The sequence below is a fragment of the Mycolicibacterium aubagnense genome, from assembly GCF_010730955.1.
Classification (GTDB): domain Bacteria; phylum Actinomycetota; class Actinomycetes; order Mycobacteriales; family Mycobacteriaceae; genus Mycobacterium; species Mycobacterium aubagnense.
The window spans coordinates 1,932,426-1,951,075 of sequence record NZ_AP022577.1 but is presented as its reverse complement, the minus strand read 5'-3'; the positions used below and the strand labels follow the sequence as shown (position 1 = coordinate 1,951,075).

General features: G+C 63.6%; 18 protein-coding genes and 1 pseudogene. 7 read left to right on the top strand and 12 right to left on the bottom strand.

Annotated features, from left to right (window positions below; genetic code table 11):
* Positions 1-37: 37 nt before the first annotated feature.
* The 6 genes from G6N59_RS09620 to G6N59_RS09595 all read right to left on the bottom strand — a co-directional run bounded on the left by G6N59_RS09620 (position 38) and on the right by G6N59_RS09595 (position 7,636).
* Positions 38-967: an AraC family transcriptional regulator gene (locus G6N59_RS09620; protein WP_235678750.1), complete on the bottom strand. Its 930-nt coding sequence runs from the start codon at positions 965-967 to the stop codon at positions 38-40.
* A gap of 199 nt (positions 968-1,166) precedes the next feature.
* A complete protein-coding gene (locus tag G6N59_RS09615; protein ID WP_234884364.1) occupies positions 1,167-2,480 on the bottom strand; it encodes a lipase family protein in 1,314 nt (437 codons plus the stop codon).
* 385 nt (positions 2,481-2,865) lie between these two features.
* Entirely contained in the window at positions 2,866-4,380 is a 1,515-nt protein-coding gene (locus G6N59_RS09610) for a long-chain-fatty-acid--CoA ligase (RefSeq protein WP_138231973.1), read from the bottom strand.
* A 55-nt stretch (positions 4,381-4,435) separates the two neighbouring features.
* Positions 4,436-5,404 carry a polysaccharide deacetylase family protein gene (locus G6N59_RS09605; RefSeq protein WP_138231972.1) on the bottom strand — a complete coding sequence of 323 codons (969 nt, stop codon included), beginning with the start codon at positions 5,402-5,404 and terminating at the stop codon, positions 4,436-4,438.
* A 295-nt stretch (positions 5,405-5,699) separates the two neighbouring features.
* Positions 5,700-6,665: a DJ-1/PfpI family protein gene (locus tag G6N59_RS09600; RefSeq protein ID WP_234884363.1), complete on the bottom strand. Its 966-nt coding sequence runs from the start codon at positions 6,663-6,665 to the stop codon at positions 5,700-5,702.
* A gap of 146 nt (positions 6,666-6,811) precedes the next feature.
* Positions 6,812-7,636, bottom strand: a complete 825-nt coding sequence (locus G6N59_RS09595; RefSeq protein ID WP_234884362.1) for an ABC transporter permease — start codon at positions 7,634-7,636, stop codon at positions 6,812-6,814.
* Between the two features lie 247 nt (positions 7,637-7,883).
* On the opposite strand from G6N59_RS09595, the gene G6N59_RS09590 reads away from it, so the two are divergent.
* Positions 7,884-8,615 carry a cutinase family protein gene (locus G6N59_RS09590; protein ID WP_138231971.1) on the top strand — a complete coding sequence of 244 codons (732 nt, stop codon included), beginning with the start codon at positions 7,884-7,886 and terminating at the stop codon, positions 8,613-8,615.
* Positions 8,616-8,720: 105 nt separating this feature from the next.
* Here the strand turns inward: G6N59_RS09590 and G6N59_RS09585 are convergent, their stop codons facing one another.
* Both G6N59_RS09585 and G6N59_RS09580 read right to left on the bottom strand, forming a co-directional pair.
* Positions 8,721-9,842, bottom strand: coding sequence for a T6SS phospholipase effector Tle1-like catalytic domain-containing protein (locus tag G6N59_RS09585; RefSeq protein WP_138231970.1), 1,122 nt, complete (start codon positions 9,840-9,842; stop codon positions 8,721-8,723).
* Positions 9,843-10,058: 216 nt separating this feature from the next.
* Positions 10,059-10,547 carry a MarR family winged helix-turn-helix transcriptional regulator gene (locus G6N59_RS09580; protein ID WP_138231969.1) on the bottom strand — a complete coding sequence of 163 codons (489 nt, stop codon included), beginning with the start codon at positions 10,545-10,547 and terminating at the stop codon, positions 10,059-10,061.
* Positions 10,548-10,754: 207 nt separating this feature from the next.
* On the opposite strand from G6N59_RS09580, the gene G6N59_RS09575 reads away from it, so the two are divergent.
* Positions 10,755-11,171, top strand: coding sequence for a DUF5313 domain-containing protein (locus G6N59_RS09575; protein WP_138231968.1), 417 nt, complete (start codon positions 10,755-10,757; stop codon positions 11,169-11,171).
* 16 nt (positions 11,172-11,187) lie between these two features.
* Here the strand turns inward: G6N59_RS09575 and G6N59_RS09570 are convergent, their stop codons facing one another.
* On the bottom strand, positions 11,188-11,748 hold the full coding sequence (locus tag G6N59_RS09570) for a TetR/AcrR family transcriptional regulator (RefSeq protein ID WP_138231967.1): 561 nt from the start codon (positions 11,746-11,748) through the stop codon (positions 11,188-11,190).
* 92 nt (positions 11,749-11,840) lie between these two features.
* Here G6N59_RS09570 and G6N59_RS09565 point away from each other — a divergent pair, with 92 nt between their 5' ends.
* From G6N59_RS09565 to G6N59_RS09555, 3 genes are all read left to right on the top strand, one after another.
* Positions 11,841-12,302 carry a nuclear transport factor 2 family protein gene (locus G6N59_RS09565; RefSeq protein WP_138231966.1) on the top strand — a complete coding sequence of 154 codons (462 nt, stop codon included), beginning with the start codon at positions 11,841-11,843 and terminating at the stop codon, positions 12,300-12,302.
* 169 nt (positions 12,303-12,471) lie between these two features.
* Positions 12,472-12,798: a DUF732 domain-containing protein gene (locus tag G6N59_RS09560; RefSeq protein ID WP_138231965.1), complete on the top strand. Its 327-nt coding sequence runs from the start codon at positions 12,472-12,474 to the stop codon at positions 12,796-12,798.
* 252 nt (positions 12,799-13,050) lie between these two features.
* The gene (locus G6N59_RS09555; protein ID WP_138231964.1) at positions 13,051-13,563 is read left to right on the top strand and encodes a hypothetical protein; all 513 of its coding nucleotides are present in this window, start codon (positions 13,051-13,053) and stop codon (positions 13,561-13,563) included.
* A 160-nt stretch (positions 13,564-13,723) separates the two neighbouring features.
* Here G6N59_RS09555 and mbp1 read toward each other — a convergent pair whose 3' ends face one another.
* From mbp1 to G6N59_RS30550, 3 genes are all read right to left on the bottom strand, one after another.
* Positions 13,724-13,969 carry a microaggregate-binding protein 1 gene (mbp1, locus tag G6N59_RS09550; RefSeq protein ID WP_138231963.1) on the bottom strand — a complete coding sequence of 82 codons (246 nt, stop codon included), beginning with the start codon at positions 13,967-13,969 and terminating at the stop codon, positions 13,724-13,726.
* Between the two features lie 167 nt (positions 13,970-14,136).
* Entirely contained in the window at positions 14,137-15,267 is a 1,131-nt protein-coding gene (locus G6N59_RS09545; RefSeq protein ID WP_179970344.1) for an AI-2E family transporter, read from the bottom strand.
* A 135-nt stretch (positions 15,268-15,402) separates the two neighbouring features.
* Positions 15,403-15,558 (bottom strand): hypothetical protein, encoded by a 156-nt coding sequence (locus G6N59_RS30550; RefSeq protein ID WP_138231962.1) that lies wholly within the window; start codon positions 15,556-15,558, stop codon positions 15,403-15,405.
* A 158-nt stretch (positions 15,559-15,716) separates the two neighbouring features.
* Between G6N59_RS30550 and glgX the strand changes: the two genes are divergently transcribed.
* Both glgX and G6N59_RS09535 read left to right on the top strand, forming a co-directional pair.
* Positions 15,717-17,876, top strand: coding sequence for a glycogen debranching protein GlgX (gene glgX / locus G6N59_RS09540; protein ID WP_138231961.1), 2,160 nt, complete (start codon positions 15,717-15,719; stop codon positions 17,874-17,876).
* Positions 17,877-17,947: 71 nt separating this feature from the next.
* Positions 17,948-18,550 (top strand): annotated as a pseudogene (locus tag G6N59_RS09535) (TetR/AcrR family transcriptional regulator); the annotation flags it as partial.
* Positions 18,551-18,650 lie beyond the last annotated feature (100 nt).

Below are 18,650 nucleotides of genomic sequence, written 5' to 3'. Positions count from 1 at the left end.
TGTGCACGCAGCAGTTAACGGATATCGACAGCCCATGTCAGCGAGGCGTGCGGGTGTCTGATGGTCGTTCGCCGAAGCTGCGGTGGTAGGCGTTGCTGAATGTGCTCAGGTCACCGAACCCGGAGGAGTACGCGATTTGAGTGATGCTTTGTGTGCGCCAGCCGGGATCTTGGAGACGTAGGCGTGCCAGCGCGAGCCGTTCCTCGCGGATCAGATCCGAGGGCGTCGTGCCCACGCGTTGCAATTGATTCTGGATGTGGCGCAGTGACCAGCCAAGGCCGGCAGCGATCCCTGAGCCGGTCAGTGCCGGATCGTGAGCGTTGCCGCGGACGTAGCGGCGGATCGATTCCACCAGTGCGTCGCCGGGCCCGTTCTCCGGTGGTGCAGTGAGATCGTTGTAGGCGATGGCGATGAGGTCGACGATCCGGTCCATGACGGCCTCGAACGCGAAACCGTCAAGCTGGTCGCGCTCTCCGCGGACCGTGCGTAGCTGATCAACGACGATGCGCCCCAGCCCGCGCCTCCCATCGAGGGATGCGGGGCGATTGTTGGTCGGCCGCGCGAGCCGTGAATCGAGGTGTTCTCGTGGAATCACCAGCGCGACAGCCGAGACGTTGTCGCCGTGCCGCATATCCATGGCGGCATCGAGCGAGGTGAGGGTCATCGTGTGTGGAACGGCGACGATCTCGCGGTCGCCTTGTGTGAGTTGCAAGTGCCCATGAACCGGGACGAGCAACTCGTACGATTCGTGCGGAGATCGACGTATCTGGGTTGAGTCCCGGGTTAGCGTTTCGGCGTCGCCCCACCAACGCACCAATCGGTAGCGATCTGACTGCTGGTATTCAATCCGTCCGCAGTAGTCATCGGCCAGGGCGAACGACATCGGACAATGGATTTCTGATACTCGGTCTCGCCACCAGTCGCTACGCTCCTGAGCGCCCATGTCCTGGGTGCTCAACGTGTGCACGGAGTAGTTCACGGTGGAACGTCGCTTCCTTTGTCCTTGCGGTTCGAGACCTGCGGCCTGGTGCTGGCCGGCGTGCCTCGCAGCATCGATCCTCAATCTAGAAATGTGACCTGGGACACGTCTAGGCTTTTTGCGCAGTTTACCTTTCGCCAGGCGCACGGAGGCTTGTTACGAGCGCTGCGGCGTGCGCCCGTCTGGATCAGGCCGGCGGCGGAGCCTGGCCGCACGTAGGCGCGGTAGGGACGCCGTTGAACCGGTCGGCGATCCAGGCCATGCTGCGTTCGCCGTCGACGAAGATCGGCAGCATCGAATTGATGTCCAGTTTGTTGAACAATGGGGGTTGTTCGTTTGTCCATAGGGTCACGTCGGCTCCCATCGCACACCAGTCACCCGCGGTGTGTTCTACCGCGCTGTAAGGATCGAAGGGGTCCCAGCGGTTATGAGTCAAATACACAGGGCCGGTGGGTTTTACGTTGCCCAACCGTTGAGCCCACAGGAGCGATTTGAAGGGTTCGGCGGCGGCGGTCGCGAAGACGTCCCCTTTGAACCAGAACTGAATATGCCGGAACATGTAGTCCACTCCGGTCTGCAGGAGGCATTGGCGACCGGTGTTGGAAAGCATCTCCACACCGCGCGGCGTGAGCGAGTCCCAGATGGGCTGCTCGGTTGCGGGATAAGACGCCATGATGCCGCGCAGGACGTAGCCGAGGAGACCGGCTAGGAAGTTGCCGTCCATGGCGGGGAGCACTGGTGCGATCTCCGTGGGTGCTGCGGCAGCGTAGGTGCCGACAACGTGCAGCTCGGGGCTGTAGCTGGCCGCTCGTTCGGCCGCGGACAGTGCTGCGTGCCCGCCGGCGAGCCACCCCCAAAAGGCAACCGGGCCATGGGGATCCAGGGATGTGCCGGGAAGTTTCATCGCGGCGCGTGCGGCGTCGATGAGTGCAGCTCCGCCGGCGTTACGGTTGAGGAACTGCGGTGACGCCGAGTCGTGGATGCCCATTCCGACACCGTCGGTGATGACGATGGCGAAGCCTCGGGCAAGCAGGGTCGCCACCCATCCTTCCTCCAAGTTGAACATGACATCGAAACCGGTGTCCAGCGAGGCGTGGATGCCCTGGTTGAACACGCGCGATGGGGCACATTGCTCGCCCATCCCAAAACCCATCACCGCGTACGCCAGAAGGGGCCGTGGCCCGCTCCCCGGCCAGGGCGCGTCCGGCTCGATGTAGGTGCCGGTCACTGCGACGGGCTGACCTTGAGCGTCGGTGCTGCGGTACATGATCCGCGTTCCAGTGCCAACGAACGCACCGAGTTGACCGGAGGGTTCGAGCACCAGTCGTGACGGCTCGGTGCGGATGAGATCACCGGGTTGGCCAGGGGGAAGCGGCTTCGGGGGTGTGTAGAACTGCAGATATGCACTCTCGTCGGCGTGCGCCGTGGGTATGGCAGGACTGCCGATCACCGACACGAGAACCGCGACAGCCAACCCGAGCAGGCGAGTGCGCGTGCTCACTCGGGCGGTCTCCGTCCGATCCCGTCGATAATTGGCGCCGGCTCGGCGCGACCGTGCAACGATCCTGGCGGCCCGCCGTGCGGGACATCTGACCCGCCGCGCCCAGATGCGTTCCGGCGCAATAACGTTTTCCGGGTCAGTGGTGCCGTGGCCACCAGTGTTGGGGTGTTGTTCGGAATCGGCCGTATGCGGTGGATATGTCATGGTGTGTACTCCGTGTTGTGGGTCTGGGCCATCGAAACCGCCAGGTCTCGGACGCACCCTCTGACGCTCGACGCGGCGAGTGCCCGATGGGTCGGACGGGCGCAATCGGAACTGCCGCGCAGGGCAGGAGAACTGCCGCGTCCAGGGATGTGCTGCGGCGCAGCTGCTGCGGACGATTCGGCTACGTGGTCGCGGATTTGAGGCTGCCGCGTAGTTCCTGCTTGAGGACTTTCCCTGTGGCGTTAAGGGGGAGTTGGTCGCAAAATTGCACTGCGCGGGGGCATTTGTATACCGCCAGGCGATTCCGGCACCACGTGAGCACGTCTTGTTCGGTAAGCGCGGCCCCTGGCCGCACGATGATGAACGCTTTGATCTCCTCACCGACACGTTCGTCCGCAATGCCTACCACCGCGGCAAGGCTGACAGCGGGATTGGTCATGAGGATCTCTTCGACCTCGCGGGGGTAGACATTGAAGCCACCGCGGACGATCAGATCTTTGGCGCGATCGACGATGTAGTAGAACCCGTCCTCGTCGCGCATGGCGATATCTCCGGTACGGAACCAGCCATCTGCATCGAGAACTTCAGCGCTTGCCGCGGGACGACCGAGGTAGCCCTTCATGACATTGTGTCCGCGAACCACCAATTCACCGCGTTCGCCGGGACCCACGGGACGGCCGTCGGCACCGCGCAGGCCGAGCTCGACACCCCACACGGGCATCCCGATGGAACCGGGCCGGCTCGGCCGGTCCAGGCGATTGAAGGCCACGACGGGACTGGTCTCAGACAGGCCGTACCCCTCACGGATTCCCACCCCGAAGACTGTTTCGAATCGCCTTAGCAGTTCGACTGGAAGTGCGGCGCCACCTGACATCGCGACCTTCAACTGGCGGCCGAGTTCGGCGATGTCATCGCGGTGAGCGGCTTCGCCCAGAAGAGCCCAGTACATCGTGGGCACACCGGCAAATACCGTCACCGCATGGTCACGGACAAGATTCAATGCAACACGGGCGTCGAATCGCGGTAGCAGCACCAGCGTTCCGCACTGACTGAAACCGGCATTCATCTGTACGGTTTGTGCGAAAGAGTGAAACAGCGGCAATGTCACCAATTGCACTTCGTCGAGTGTGCCGAATAACCGGTGGCAGGCCAGTGAATTGGTCACGAGGTTGGCGTGCGACAGTTCGGCGCCCTTGGGCCTGCCTGTGGTGCCGCTGGTGTAAAGGACGACCGCAGTGTCGGTCGCTTCGGTCGGGACCAGCACCTCCTGGTCGGAGTAGCCGCTCAGAACTTCGGGGAGATCGGTGATGGCAATCGGATGTTCGCAGGTGGGGACGTCTTCGAACGCACCCCAGGCGTCGTCGGGCAGGAATTCGCCGGCGAAGAAATAGGCGCGGGCGCCTGAATCGGTGAGGTGGTAGTTGACTTCGGCGCGTTTGAGCATGGTGTTCAGCGGGACCGCGACTGCTCCCGCTTTGAGGATCCCGTAGTAGACGATGGGGAATTCGAGGATGTTGGGGACACTCATGGCTACTCGGTCGCCAACGGCGATACCTCGCTGAATCAACAGTGCTGCAACCTGATTCGCGGCGGCGTTGATCTCGTGATAGGTCATCTGGCGTTGCCCTTCGATGACCGCGGTGGTGGTGGGCTGGTTGCGGGCGCTGTCGGCAAGCATGACGGACAGGTTGAGCACGAGTTCGGCTCGCTTTCTTAGGTTCTGGCTGTTGGTGACTTGGTGTTGTGCCGGTTCACGTCCAGTCCCAGAGATAGGGCGACCCGACTCGTTCGGCGATGGGCTTGAGGACTTTCTCGTCGTAGTACCGGAGGGTGTCCATGCCGTTGACCGGGCATTTGAACAGGATTTCTCCGAAAAGTTCCTCGGAGAGATCGGGTTTGGTGATTCCGGCGGCCATGGCGTACCGCTGCAGATGGTTGCTGAAGCCGTCGTGGACGGGTGGCATGCCGAAGTTCGCCGGATGTTGCATGGCCTTTTCGAGACTGATGAACTCCACCCCGCGCGCTTTGTACGCCTCGATGATGCGTCCAATGGTGCGCGCCGCCAGCGGTGTGCCGTGCACCATCCAGATGTGCGGAATATCGGTGCCGAACATGGCTCGTGCAGACACGGCGTGTTTCTCCAGACCCTCTATCGCGCCCTGGACGTGCAGGTCTTCAAGGCGGATCTGTGCCTGCACGTCGCCGGTGATAAGGGACCGCTGATAGGGCACGATATAGACGAAGTCGCCGAACCAACATGTGATGGGCGCGTTGCGATATCCGTTGTCGCGCAAATAGTCCTCGACGTGTCCTCGCTTTCCTTCAGACCCTGAGGACATGTCCATCGGGTACCGGAAGTAGCGTTCCGGAGCCATGTCGATGTACCGACCGATGAGCTGCTCGGCCTGGTCGACATCGCGGCAGAAGTCGTCAGCGCTCATCCAGCGCAGTGGGGCGTGTTGGTGTGTGTGATTGCCGAGATGGTGGCCGGCCTCCAGCCAGGTGTCCCAACACGCCAGGCTGGCTGCGTCTTTGGCGATGCTGTAGGTGTGGGCGAAACCGTAGACGCCGGTCTGGCCCGCCTGTGTCAGTGCCTGCGCGACGGCGCGGGTCACGTCCAGCGAGGTGTGCCCCTCGGGAAGAGGAGTTCCGTCCCACAACACGAAATCATCGACAGTGATGGCTACCTGGACAGAACTGAGTGACGGGCGGTCGACCATGGCGGGGTTCTTTCTGGAGATGTGGCGCTCGGAATGAAGCGTGGCGTGGTTCGAACCTACGAATGTGATGGCGAACACGTCTTGGTCTCAGGCGCACTGGTATTTCTCCACGCGCAAGACTGGGCGGTGTGGTCAGGGGCCATCGAATGGTGTGCGTGCCAACGTTGACCAGCGGCCGGCGCGGTTACCGGTGGCGATCGTCGTGCTTTGGCGCGGAATACACATTGATAGGCGGAGTCAATGTCATTGCGCAACTACCGCAGGGGGTTTGGATCGGATCGTATTATTCGACCGGTCAGACCGCCGTCGCAGTGTCGTAATCGCACAAGAACGTTTGGCGATAGGCAGTCGGAGTTGTGGCCAGGCTTCTACGAAAATGCAGACGAAGGTTGGCGGCTGTCCCCAGCCCCGAGTCCCGGGCCACGCGATCGATCGAGTAGTTCGTTGTTTCAAGCAGTTCGCGCGCAGAAGTAATGCGCGCGTTCACCAGCCACTGCAATGGAGTCGTTCCGGATTCTTCGGTGAAGCGACGCATGAAGTTCCTCATCGACATGCCGGCGTGCTTGGCCATCTCTGAAACAGTGATTGGCTCGGCAACGTGAGCCAAAGCCCATGCCCGGGTAGCCGCCAAGGAGGTGTCGCCTGCCACTGCTACCGCAGCGGGAACGTATTGTGCTTGCCCCCCGTCGCGATGAGGTGGGGCGACCAATGCCCGGGCGACCCGATTCGCGGTGGCGGCGCCAAGGTCTCGCATCACGATGTGGAGGCACATGTCTATCCCGCAGCACATCCCGGCGGAGGTGAGGACATTCCCGTTGTCGACGTAGAGCACGTCTCGGTCGATGTGTACTGATGGAAACTGTGCCGCGAGTTCGTCGATGTGCTGCCAATGGGTGGTGGCTCGTTGACCGTCAAGAATGCCGGCAGCCGCCAAAGCAAACGCGCCCGTGCAGATCGACGCCACTCGGGCGCCCCGCGCCAGATTGGTTGCGAGCGACTCAATGACTGTGTGAGGTACAGGCTGACCTGTCGGTTGATATCCCGGCACGATCACCGTATCCGCGTCGCGGACTACGTCGAGTCCGTGGTCCAACGCCAAGGTCAGGCCTGAGGCAGTCCTGACTCGATCGGACACGCCACAGACTTTCAACTCATAGGGCACATCAGGGTCAACCGTGAAGACGTCCATCGGAATCGCCAAGTCGAGCGCCTTGACGCCGTCGAGGGCTAAGACTGCAACGCGGTGTATGTCCATCGGCATCTAACACTGACCTATTGGGCGCCCGCGTGAACAGTGGCTGTTCTGCCTCGCGTCGTAAGGATCCAGCCAACGGGTGGTCCTGCACGATGCGACACGGAGTTTTGCAGCCTTCCGCCTGACTATGGTCCCGTTCTTGGGCGTCGCGGTCACCTGGCTGTTGGGGCCAACCCGAGCCTCCGCGCAAAAGCGAAGATGGGGTTGGCGTCGCTCGGCGGTGCGATTGCGTCGTTCGGCCGCGTGATCTTGCCCCGAGCCACGAGTTCCCCGACGACCGCAACGCCGCAGACCTGCGCGAGCAGGAGCGAGACGAGGACCAGGACTTGGACCGCCGCCGCCTGTGCGGCCGAGCCGGTGGCCAGCAGTACGCCGACGAATGCCCCTGGAAGGGTGACAAGTCCGGCGGTCCGGGCTTGATCGAGATTGGGCAGGAGGGCGTCAGACAGCGGCCGCTCGATGATCAACATCCGCGAGAAGCGTTCCGACAGACCAAGACCAAGAGCCGCCTCAAGCTCGCCGGCGCGCTGGCTGAGCGCATCGAGCGCACGCCGCGCCGCCACCGCTGAAGCGGTCATCGTTCCGCCCAGCACGATGCCGAACACCGGCACCACGGCGACACCGGTGAAAGGTACGACACCGCTGAGCGTCAGTAGCGGAATCACCATGACCATGCCGGCGGCCAGGGCAACGGGCAGCCACCCGGCACCGTGACGTGCCTGACTGCGACGAGCGGCAGTAATCGAGGCGACGATGAACATCACCACAAGAACCAGCATCGACGACCACACCCGCTGCAGGGCGACCGCGAGCACCGTCGACACCGCCGCGAGCTGAAGTGCCGCACGCACGGCGGCGCTCGGCGCCGTCCACACTGATCCGTTGAGCACCAGGCGGTTCACCGCGGCCGCCGCGAGGGCCATCACCAGGCAAACGATGATGAGCATCGGAGTCAGCAGAGGTTCGGTGCCGCGCATGGTTCGAGTGTCCATGGCCGCAGGGCCCGGTGCCGTGCTCGCACCCGATCCTGCACCGCATCCACAAAATGCGGCCAGGGCAGAGTTCCCATCCAGGCGCAGTGAGTTCCGCTTCGAGGGTTGGTCACGTGGTGTGGATCACCGGACGGTGGACGTTTTGACTGATCCAGATGGGGTAGACATGGATTGGGTGACCGCGGGGGCATCGCCGCTGCCGCTTTGTTGTCGAGTTGGGGGCTGCATCCAGATGATTCGTAAAGATCGATTGTTGATGACTGTCGTCGCGGCGGTGTCGGTCACGGCAGGGGGCGTAGCCTCTGCCGCGCCTGGCGCCGCAGAGGCTTGTCCCGATGTGCAGGTGGTGTTTGCCCGAGGCACTTTCGAGCCCGCAGGTGTCGGTGGCGTCGGGCAGGCATTCGTGGACTCGCTCCGCGCCAAGACGCCGGGAAAGTCGGTGGACGTTTACGCCGTCGATTATCCTGCGTCCCTTGATTTCGCGACCGCCGCCGACGGCGTGATCGACGCGAGAAACAAGGTCATGGCCACCGCGAACTCCTGCCCGAACACCAAGGTCGTGCTCGGCGGCTACTCGCAGGGCGCAGCGGTCGCGGCGTACATCACCGAGGACAGCGTGCCGCAGGGCTTCACTTTGCCGCCGGGCCTGACCGGGCCGATGCCGGCGTCGACGGCCGACCATGTGGCTTCCGTCGTCCTGTTCGGGAAACCGTCCAGCGGTTTCCTGCAGATGATCTTTACGGGTGCGCCGCCTATTACCGTGGGCCCGCGCTACATCGGCAAGACCGACGACGTGTGCATCCCCGAGGATCCGGTGTGCTCGCCGACCGGCAGCGATCAGGCCGCCCATGGTGCGTACCCGGAGCGCGGGCTGACTGACCGCGCCGCCGACTACGTGGTGAGCCGGCTCGGGGGAACCGCGAAGCCGGCCCAGCCGGCCGTCCAGTCCTCTGGGCTCAGTTAGTCAAGGGCCTTTTCCGGCGACTTCCGATGGGCCGTAATCGCTGCACTACCAAGGTGATTCGAGGTCAGTCGGTAAGCACGCGTTGCTCGGCTGAGCGGTATCGCGCTACCCCGTCGGCACGTCGATCTTTTCCGCGTTGTGTGGCCCGCTGAGGTAGGAGACAAGGTTCTCCGGTGCGTAGACCGGCTTGCGCTCATGAAGTTCGATGGCAGTGGAGGCGATGGATTCGCGAGCGGGGTCAGTGGTGCCGATCGGGCGGATGTATGGCGGGATCAGCCGATAGAAGCGGGTACGTGAGTTTTCTGGTGGCTGCAGCGGGTTCGGGTGCACCGAGGTGCGGACGGCCATGGTGGCGGTCGGGTCCGGTGGCGGGACGCCGGCGGACTCCCGATAGCTGAACGCGTCGGGGTCGAAGAATAGGCCGTATTCCTGCGCGCGCTGCACCATCCATGGCAGCGTGATGTCGCTGAGGCCGGGCGGGTTGTAGCCGCCGCCGATGTCACAGTGGACGCCGGCGAACCACACTTGCTCGACACGTTGGGTGGGCGGCGCATCCGGTGCCTGCTGCCAGATGGCGGGCCGGAAGGGTCCGCGTTCCTCATCGATTGCCAGCGCCTGGAATGCGGCGTCGACCTTGGTGCTCAACGCGGTGTCGTGGAACTGCCAGCGCCGGTTGAACAGGTTGACCAGGCGCAGCCCGTTCAGCGGGATGCCGAGTGCGCCGACGGTGTCCCAGACGCCGATGAAGCGGATGGACGGTTCGTGCGAGTAGGAGCTCCTGAAGAGGGTCGCCTCGATGCTGCGCGGATGGCTGGTGCTGCTGCGTCTGCGGTAAAACCCGTAGGCCTCGTCGATCTTGTCCTCGTACTCTCGCCGCAGGATCCCGCAGTTGCGCACAAACCCGGCAGCGCTGCGTGCGGTGAACGCACCGCGGCTGAAGCCGAAGAAGAACAGTTCGTCGCCAGGGTCGTAGTTCTCCACGAGGAAGCGGTAGGTATCGCGGACATTGCGGGCCAGCCCAAAGCCGAAGGCGCCGCCGCGGATGCGTTCGAAGCGGCTGGTCCCGACACCGCGGTGGTAGAAGATGCGTTGTTCGCAGCCGTCCGGGTCGCTGGGCGCGATCGCCAACGCGAGTTTGGTGACATTGGTTGCTGTGGATGTGCCGCCGCTGAGCTGGTCGGGGGTGTTCCAAGTACCGTCGCAGCACACCACAACTCGCTTGGACATCCTGCGCTCCTCCCTTGGGGCCGAGCCGAGGTTCAGAGATTGACGAAAGCGGCCATCACGGGTGCATGGTCGGCTGTCGGTCCGTCGCGGTAGGCGTCCTGTGTGCACGCATCCCAACCCCCTCGCTGCCGCCAAGAAACGATATCCACCCGGTGCCCGGTTTCTGGTCGATCACGCAAAACGGTTGTCACCGCCCCGAGAATCTGTGCGGGGCGTCTACCCGGATTGTGTTGTCAGCGTGCCGGCGGCGACCGCAGCTGCGTTGATTCTGCTGAGCACCGAGTGAAGGCGTTCCAACTCGTCGAGGTCCACGCCGAGTTGCTCGACAACTGCCGGTGGAATTTTCAGGGCACGGCGACGCAGGGCGACGCCCTTCGGCGTCAGCGTGATGTGGGTGGTGCGTTCGTCGGTGGCGCTACGTGCGCGGCGGATCAGCTCAAGGGTCTCGAGGCGTTTGAGCATCGGTGACACGGTGGCCGAATCCATCTGCAGCAGCGCCGCGATCTGCTTGACGGTCAACGGGTCCTGCTTGGATTTGGCGTTGTCCCACAACGCCAGCAGGACCAGGTACTGCGGATGTGTCAGCCCGAGCGGTTCGAGTAGTGGCCGGTAGATGGCAAGTACTGCCCGGTTGGTGATGGCCAGCGCGAAGCAGACCTGTCGTTCCAGGGCCAACGGGTCGACGTCTTCGGAGACAGCGGACATGCTGCTCAGTTTATTACCGATTAGGGCACTAACGGTTTGTGCCCTCCTTGTCTGTTGGAGGCCGTCTTGGGTGGCGTGATGCACCTATCTCCAGTGCTCATCAGCTTCTTCCGGCACGGGTGGAATAGTTGGCAAAATGATAGTGTCCTAACTATTAGGGTACTAATCGCATGGTGCTCGTCGATCTGATCAGTCAAAGGAGTCGTCATGGCCGCCGACAATCCGACGTTCTGGCAGCGCATCACCTATGCCTACGGACGCCGCTTACCGGACCACCTGCAGGATTGGGTTCGTGAGGACCTGACCGGCGAGGGGGCCGTGCGCCGGCACATGATCCGCTACGCGATCCCGCCGATTTTTGTGCTGGCTCCGCTGTGGCTGCTGCCGGCATCGGTGTATGTGCACTCCGAAATGACGCTGCCGATCTACTTCTGGGCTCTCGTGATGGCGTTCGTGCTCAACAAGGTCTGGCGTCGCTACCGACTGAGCCAGCACGGACTCGACCCCAACCTGATCGACCAGGTCCTGCGGCAGAAGCAGGCGCAGATGCACGACCGCTACGTCGAGCGCTTCGGCCCGCGACCGGAATCGGCCAAATGGCAGGCGAATAGCCGACCGTTCTGACGGAAATGGCCGGCCGTCAGCGCATGAGCGATTTGCTCGCTTCCCGTGCGCGACGCGCCGCCTTGGTATCTCCGGTGATGGCAGCGGTCACGATCGCGCCTTCGGCCAAGAGGCACACCGGTTCGGCCGGTGCGTCGGTAGCAGTCGCGACCCATGCCGCAATCTGTTCATGGAATGCCCGCTTGTGGCTACGAACCTCGGCCAGAATCGCGGGAGAGGTAGCGCCGAGTTCGCCATAGGCGTTGATCCAGGCGCAGCCACGGAAATCGGGCTCGGCGAACCATTGCTCAAGCCAGTCGAAGATCGCCAGTACTCGTTCTCTCGGGTCTTCGCGCTGTTCCACGTAGTTGGTGAGGCTGCCGCGCCAGCGGCGGTCGCGGCGTTGCAGCACCGCGACGATGAGTTCTTCCTTGGTTGCGAAGAGTCCATAGATTCGTTTCAACGCGATCCCGGCGGCAGCGCGGATGTCGTCCATGCCGACGGCTTGGATGCCGCGCTCATAGAAGAGCGATTCGGCGGCATCAAGCAGCGCCTCCCGATCACGGGTTTTCTGTTCATCGCTGATCGGCGCAGGCATCGGAATCTCTCCTTGACGTTGAGAACGACCGTTCCCTACGATAGTCGAGTCGAGTAGAGAACGTACGTTCTCGATAGCTGGAAGAAGGAATCATGAGCGAACTACGTCCACCTGTCCCGCCCTTCACCAAGGAAACCGCACTCCAGAAGGTGCAAGCGGCCGAGGATGCTTGGAACACGCGAGATCCGCAGCGCGTCGCCCTGGCGTACACGCCGGACTCGGCCTGGCGTAACCGTGAGACGTTCGTCGCCGGCCGTGCGGAAATCGTCGAGTTCCTGACCGCCAAGTGGGAGCGCGAGCGCGACTACGCCCTGCGCAAGACGCTGTGGGGGTTCGACGAGAACCGCATCGCCGTCCAGTTCCAGTACGAATGGCACGACGCCGCCGGCCAGTGGTGGCGCAGCCACGGTAACGAACTGTGGCAGTTCGATGCGGACGGCTTGATGGAACGTCGCGAGGCCAGCATCAACGATGTACCGATCGAAGAAACTGATCGGCGAATCTTCGGTATGCGCCCGGCGCGCGATCGCGGACTTGGACTTCCGCTCCGATAGTCGACTGTCACAAGTCTTTTCGCGCGATATGTGGTTCCTGACCGCGATGCCGCCCGGCCGGTAGGTGTCGAGCCTTCGAGTAGAAATATGGGTCCGCGAAGCCCGCACGGGCCATTAGGCTCATCATGTTGGGCCCCGCGCTGTGTGGGACCGGAAACTTGGGGGAGAGATGTTCGCACACATTCGCCTGGCTGCCGGCGCTGTTGCCGCGGCCGCCGCACTGTCCGTGGCCGCGGCTGGTCCCGCGTCGGCGTGGCCGATGCCGTTTACGCCGGAACAGCAGCGGTTCATCAACCAGGCCCGCAATGCGGGCTTCCCCGGTGATGATGACGCGGTGATGCAGGCCGGGCTGCAGGCTTGTCAGATGGCGTTCAGCGGGCAGTCGCGGCCCGACGTCATCGGCGCGCTGGCTGGACAGTACGGGGCCGACGCGGGGCCCACCGGTGCGCTCGCGAAAGCGGCTCACGGCATCTTGTGCACGTCGGCGCCGAACTGACCGTCCGTGACACAGCCACCACAGCAGCCAGGTCCGTGGGGCGACCCGCAGCACCCACCGCCGGTGGGCCCACCGGGACAACCGAACCCATCCCCGGCATGGCAGCCGCAGCCCGGCTGGCCGGCACCGCCCTCGCAGCCCTGGGCCGGCCCGCCCCAGCCGAACTACGGTGCCACGAACCCGTTTCCCGGATTTCCGCCGCCACCGCGCAAGTCGGGGCTCAAGCCGTGGATGTGGATTGTGGGTGTGGTGATGTTGCTGGCCCTGGTCGGTGGGATCTCCAATGTCGTCCGCAAAGGACTTCACGGCCCCACCGCTTTCGGCGGCGGCCTGAAATCGGGGCAGTGCATCACCGCCGCCGACTACGAGAAGTTCCATTTCACCTCGACCAACTGCGAATCGGCCGATGCTGTCTACGAATTGGCGGGTGAGACGTCGAAGGGTCTGTGTCCGGATGGAAAGCCGCCGCAGGACGGCCCGTACTTTTTCGCCACCAGCAATCAGGATGACCCCAAGGCGGCGACCTTGTGCTTTGCGCTGAACCTGCATGAGGGGGCCTGCTACGCACTGGATCTCACCGGCAAGAGCATCAGGACCATTGAGTGCGCGCAGGCGCCGGCAATCGCGAACTCTCACACAGGGGTGTTCAAAGTGGCCCAGCGCCTCGATGGCAGCGTCGACGAAACGGCCTGTGTCACTGCGGCGAAGGCGATGGTGTTCACATCTCCGCAGCGGGTGTACTGCTTGACCAAGCTCGTCGACTGACGCCCCCGCCGGCGCTGGGCGAGGTCGGCCTACCGTGCTCGGGCCCGGTTGCGTTGAGGCCCAAGGCTATTCATTGCGATGGTGTCACCTGCATCGAGGGTGCGACGCGCGAGAGACCCAGCCGGCGTGAAACCGGGCTGGGCCTCTCGTCGGTAGTCGGTCAGCGCCGCTGTTCAGCCTGCTGTCGCTTCTCGGCGACTTCGGCGCCGGCGCGGGCTGCGTCTGCCTGCGCTTCCTTCTTCGCGGCGTCGCGTTGCGCATCGGCCTTGTCCTGCTGGGCCTGACCCTCGCGCACCACATCGTCGCGACCTGTCACGGCGCCGAGGACTTCCTTCGCTTTACCCTTCACACCTTCCACCACGCCACGCACGGCTTCCTCGGGTCCGGTCTTCTTGTTCTCGGTCATATCTGCCTTTCCGCTACTCATGGATGGACCGATTGCCTCAGGAGCGGCCTCTGTGTGCCACGCCCTGCTCTCAGCATTTCCGTCCTGGCCGGCTATCAAACGCGGCAGTGCTGTGAGCTGCCGGACACGACTGCGGGTTCGACGCGGTCGGCACAGTGGTCTGGTCCTCAGGTGTCGTCGAGACGCGGGAACAGCACCTCGTGCGCGATCAACTGCACTGCGGCGGCAATGGGGATGGCCACCAGTGCCCCGACGATGCCGAGCAACGCGCCTCCGACGAGAACCGCCACCACGGTGACCAACGCGGGCACTTGGACCGCGTGTCCGATGATGCGGGGGACCAGCAGATAGTCTTCGAGTGCCCGGAAGACCACGAAAAACACTGCCGTAGAGATACATACGGGTAGCGACACCGTCAGCGCCACCGCCGCCACCACCACACCGGCGATCGTCGAGCCCACGACCGGCACCAGATCGAAGAGCCCGACGAAGATGCCGAGCAGCAGCGGATACGGCACACCGAAGGCGGTCAACCACACCGCCGTGGCCACTGCGGCGATCGCCGATATCGCCACGTTGCCCAGCACGTAGGCACCGACCTTGGCGAACATCTCATCCCCGATGAGAATCGCCCGCGGCCGACGGGTCTGGGGGACAAGGCGATACAGCGTCGCGCGGATGCGGGGAAAGTCGATCAGGAAGTAGACGGTGAGGACGATGACGATGAGCACGTCGGCCAAGGCGGCGAACGCCGCCGAGCTGGCGGTGACGATCTCGTTGAGTATCGAGCCGCCCGATCCGTTCACCGTGTCGGTGATCCGCTGCTGAATATGGAAGCGGTCGTTGAGTTTACCGATCGTCGACGAGTGACTCTGGGCTTGTTGTATGTAGTGCGGCGCCTGGTGGATCAGTTGCGTGGCTTGCTGCGAGAGCGGAGGAATGGCGGCCGCCACGAAGGCAGCCAGCAAGGCGAGAAAGATGATGAAAACGGTTGTGGTGGCGAGCCAGCGCGGTAAGTGGTGGTTGACGAACCACGAGACGGCGGGTTCCAAGCCCAGCGCCAGGAAGAACGCCACCCCGATCAGGACAAGCACCGACTGTGCCGCGACCAGCATGTGCACGGCGGCGTACGTCACGGCGACGCCGGCTGCGGCCGTCATCCCGATGAAGAAGGGGGCATGCCGATCAAACCGGCGTCCCGGTTCTCCGTGGGGACTCGTGTCGGTCTTCATCTCCGCGGCCACGGCTTCGGCGGCGGCGATCGGTTCCTCATCTGTGCCGTGTGGCTGCGCCACCATGTCGTGGTGAGCCGTCTGGCCGGCATTATCCGTCTTCTCAACGTCTTTCGCCTCGCCGGTGGGCTGGCCCATGGCGTCGGGGTCGGCATGCGTCACCACAGCGCCCGCGGTGTGGGGGGCCTGGTTACGGCCCGGCTAGAACCACACCTTGCGTCCTGCGACCGGCCGCCCAACGGCGCCCAAGATCCACAGGACGGCACCGATCACCACCAGGATTCCACCGATGGTCTCCAGAATCGGTACTCCCAAGGCGTATCCCAGAACAAGCAAGATAATGCCCAAGACGATCATGTGCTGCGCTCCTCGCTCAGGGCGTTGACGTGTTCGTCAAAGCCGGCGGCTTACAGGTACCCGTGCCGATGCCCGGTCAAACCAAACCGGGGCCATGATTGAGCAGTGCTGATCCGGGCTATCCCTCTCACTCAAGCCCTCTCGCTCGAGGAGAGCACATGACTGAGTCCGTCAGTTCGAAGGACGCCGGACCCGGCCGCACCGAGGTGTGGCCGGGCAAGGCATATCCGCTCGGAGCCACCTATGACGGCGTCGGAACCAACTTCGCACTCTTCAGTGAGGCCGCAGAGCGCGTCGAGTTGTGCCTGTTCGACGATGATGGCGCCGAAACGCGGGTGGTGCTGCCGGAAGTCGACGGATTCATCTGGCACGGCTTCCTCCCTGATGTCGTACCCGGACAGCGCTACGGCTATCGGGTCCACGGACCGTACGATCCGGCCGCCGGACAGCGCTGCAGCCCGAACAAGCTGCTCATCGATCCCTACGCCAAGGCGATCGACGGTGCATTCCTTTGGAATCAAACGCTTTTCGCATACAACTTCGGGGACGAAGACAGCCGCAACGACGACGACTCTGCCGCAGGCATGCCCAAGTCGGTGGTGATCAACCCGTACTTCGACTGGGGGACGGACCGGCCTCCGCAGCGGGCGTATGCAGACTCGGTGATCTACGAGGCCCACGTGAAGGGGCTCACGCAGCGTCATCCCGACGTTCCAGAGCGCGACCGCGGCACGTACGCGGGCGTCGCACATCCCGCGATCATCGACCACTTGAAGAGCCTCGGTGTCACTGCCGTCGAGTTGATGCCGGTGCACCACTTCGCCAACGACTCCGTACTGATCGACAGAGGGTTGTCGAACTACTGGGGATACAACACGATCGGGTTCTTCGCCCCGGATCCCAAATACACCTCCGGGGTGACCGCCGGCGGGCAGGTCCAAGAGTTCAAGGCCATGGTCCGCGCCCTGCACCAAGCGGACATCGAAGTGATCCTCGATGTGGTCTACAACCACACCGCGGAAGGCAACCATCTGGGCCCGACGCTGTCCTTCCGGGGCATCGACAACGCCGCCTACTACCGGCTGGTCGACGGGGAGCAGAAGTTCTACATGGACTACACGGGGACGGGCAACAGTCTCAATGCCGGTCATCCGCACGCGCTGCAACTGATCATGGATTCGTTGCGGTACTGGGTGACCGAGATGCACGTCGACGGTTTCCGCTTCGATCTGGCGTCGACGCTGGCGCGCGAGTTCTACGACGTGGACCGGCTCTCGACATTCTTCGAGATGGTCCAGCAGGATCCGGTCATCAGCCAGGTCAAGTTGATCGCCGAACCGTGGGATGTCGGACCTGGCGGCTATCAGGTCGGGAACTTCCCGCCGCAGTGGACGGAATGGAACGGCAAATACCGCGACGCCGTGCGTGACTTCTGGCGTGGTGAGGAGTCCACGCTCGGCGAGTTCGCCTCGCGCCTCACGGGGTCGGCGGACCTGTATGAGCACACCTCGCGCCGGCCGGTCGCCTCGATCAATTTCGTCACCGCCCATGACGGCTTCACACTGCGGGACCTGGTTTCCTACAACGAGAAACACAACGAGGCCAACGGTGACGACAACACCGACGGCGAATCGAACAACCGGTCCTGGAATTGTGGTGTGGAAGGGCGGACCGATGATCCCGGCATCGAGATGCTGCGTCGACGCCAGCAGCGCAATTTTCTGGCCACGACCCTCCTGAGCCAGGGCGTGCCCATGATTTGTCACGGAGACGAACTGGGGCGCACCCAAGGCGGCAACAACAACGGGTACTGCCAAGACAACGAAATCACCTGGGTCGACTGGGAATCCGCCGACACCGAGTTGATCGAGTTCGTCGCCGGCGTCGCGGCAATCCGCACAGCGCACCCGGTTTTCCGGCGTCGCCGGTTCTTCACCGGTCGGCCGGTGCGAGCCCGGGGCTCGCAGGACGTGCCGGACGTCGCCTTCTTCACCCCGAGCGGGTCGGAGATGACCGACGAAGATTGGAACACCGCCTTCGGCAAGTCCGTCGCCGTCTACCTCAACGGACGCGGCATACCAGACTTGGATGAGCGTGGGCAGCGGGTCGTCGACGACTCATTTGTGTTGTGTTTCAACGCTCACGACGAAGCCATCGAGTTCACCCTGCCGGCAGAACAATTCGGTTCGAGGTGGCAATTACTGCTCGATACCGCCGGTGGTCTGGCGACCGTGGCTGACGAGGCAACGCCGCTGGCGGCGGAGGCCACCGTCACGGTCGACGGCCGCGCCCTGACGGTGTTTCGAACCCTTTTCTGAAACAAGCACACTGCTCGCGGTGACGCTCCACCAATTCGTCGCCTTCTGCAGCTAGCGTTGGAGCGTTATTCATGAGTGCTGGGAGGTCGGGCGAGTTGTCGGGATTCAATGACGCTGATGTCTCCGCAGCGGCCTCGGGCGACTCCGATGGAGCGCCCGTTGATGTGGTGCGCGATGCCCACCCGGCGTCGTTGACCCGCGAGTACATCTTGGACACCGCGATCGCGTTCATTGACCAGCATGGGCTGGAGAAGCTGACCATGCGCCGGTTGGGCGCCGCGTGCGGTGTGGAGGCGATGGCGCTCTACCGGTACGTGCACAGCAGGGGGGATCTGCTGACCGGCGTTGTCGACCATATCGTCGACCGCTTGTATGCCGACCAGCTGGCAGCCCGTCGTCAGGAAGACGGCTGGCAGGACTATCTGATCCGCCTTGGCCACGGGGTGCGTCAGATTGCGCTGCAGCACCCCGAGGTCTTTCCGCTGGTCGCCACGCAGGCGCCAGAGGCGCCGTGGGTGCGCCCGCCGCTGCGCAGCATGCGCTGGATGGAGAGCTTCCTCGACACCCTGCTTTCGTATGGGTTCGATGACGTCGCAGCCGTGGCGGCCTATCGCGCCTACACGACGTTCTTGCTGGGACAACTCTTGTTGGAGGTGTCTGCCCGCGGGGTTGCGTCCATCAAGGTGGTGTACGAGTCGGACCTGATCAGCGGTACCGGCGTGTCGTAGCCGAGTGATTGAAGGTCATCGCGTGATTCTTCGAGAGACCGTCCAA

Bases quoted from the DNA above. Each gene is read 5' to 3' on its own strand.
- G6N59_RS09585 (WP_138231970.1), bottom strand. From the start codon at position 9,842: ATGTCCAAGCGAGTTGTGGTGTGCTGCGACGGTACTTGGAACACCCCC.
- G6N59_RS09560 (WP_138231965.1), top strand. From the start codon at position 12,472: ATGTTCGCACACATTCGCCTGGCTGCCGGCGCTGTTGCCGCGGCCGCC.
- G6N59_RS09565 (WP_138231966.1), top strand. From the start codon at position 11,841: ATGAGCGAACTACGTCCACCTGTCCCGCCCTTCACCAAGGAAACCGCA.
- G6N59_RS09580 (WP_138231969.1), bottom strand. From the start codon at position 10,547: ATGTCCGCTGTCTCCGAAGACGTCGACCCGTTGGCCCTGGAACGACAG.
- G6N59_RS09575 (WP_138231968.1), top strand. From the start codon at position 10,755: ATGGCCGCCGACAATCCGACGTTCTGGCAGCGCATCACCTATGCCTAC.
- glgX (WP_138231961.1), top strand. From the start codon at position 15,717: ATGACTGAGTCCGTCAGTTCGAAGGACGCCGGACCCGGCCGCACCGAG.
- G6N59_RS09570 (WP_138231967.1), bottom strand. From the start codon at position 11,748: ATGCCTGCGCCGATCAGCGATGAACAGAAAACCCGTGATCGGGAGGCG.
- G6N59_RS09600 (WP_234884363.1), bottom strand. From the start codon at position 6,665: ATGCCGATGGACATACACCGCGTTGCAGTCTTAGCCCTCGACGGCGTC.
- G6N59_RS09595 (WP_234884362.1), bottom strand. From the start codon at position 7,636: ATGCGCGGCACCGAACCTCTGCTGACTCCGATGCTCATCATCGTTTGC.
- G6N59_RS09605 (WP_138231972.1), bottom strand. From the start codon at position 5,404: ATGGTCGACCGCCCGTCACTCAGTTCTGTCCAGGTAGCCATCACTGTC.
- G6N59_RS09590 (WP_138231971.1), top strand. From the start codon at position 7,884: ATGATTCGTAAAGATCGATTGTTGATGACTGTCGTCGCGGCGGTGTCG.
- mbp1 (WP_138231963.1), bottom strand. From the start codon at position 13,969: ATGACCGAGAACAAGAAGACCGGACCCGAGGAAGCCGTGCGTGGCGTG.
- G6N59_RS09545 (WP_179970344.1), bottom strand. From the start codon at position 15,267: ATGGTGGCGCAGCCACACGGCACAGATGAGGAACCGATCGCCGCCGCC.
- G6N59_RS09555 (WP_138231964.1), top strand. From the start codon at position 13,051: ATGTTGCTGGCCCTGGTCGGTGGGATCTCCAATGTCGTCCGCAAAGGA.
- G6N59_RS30550 (WP_138231962.1), bottom strand. From the start codon at position 15,558: ATGATCGTCTTGGGCATTATCTTGCTTGTTCTGGGATACGCCTTGGGA.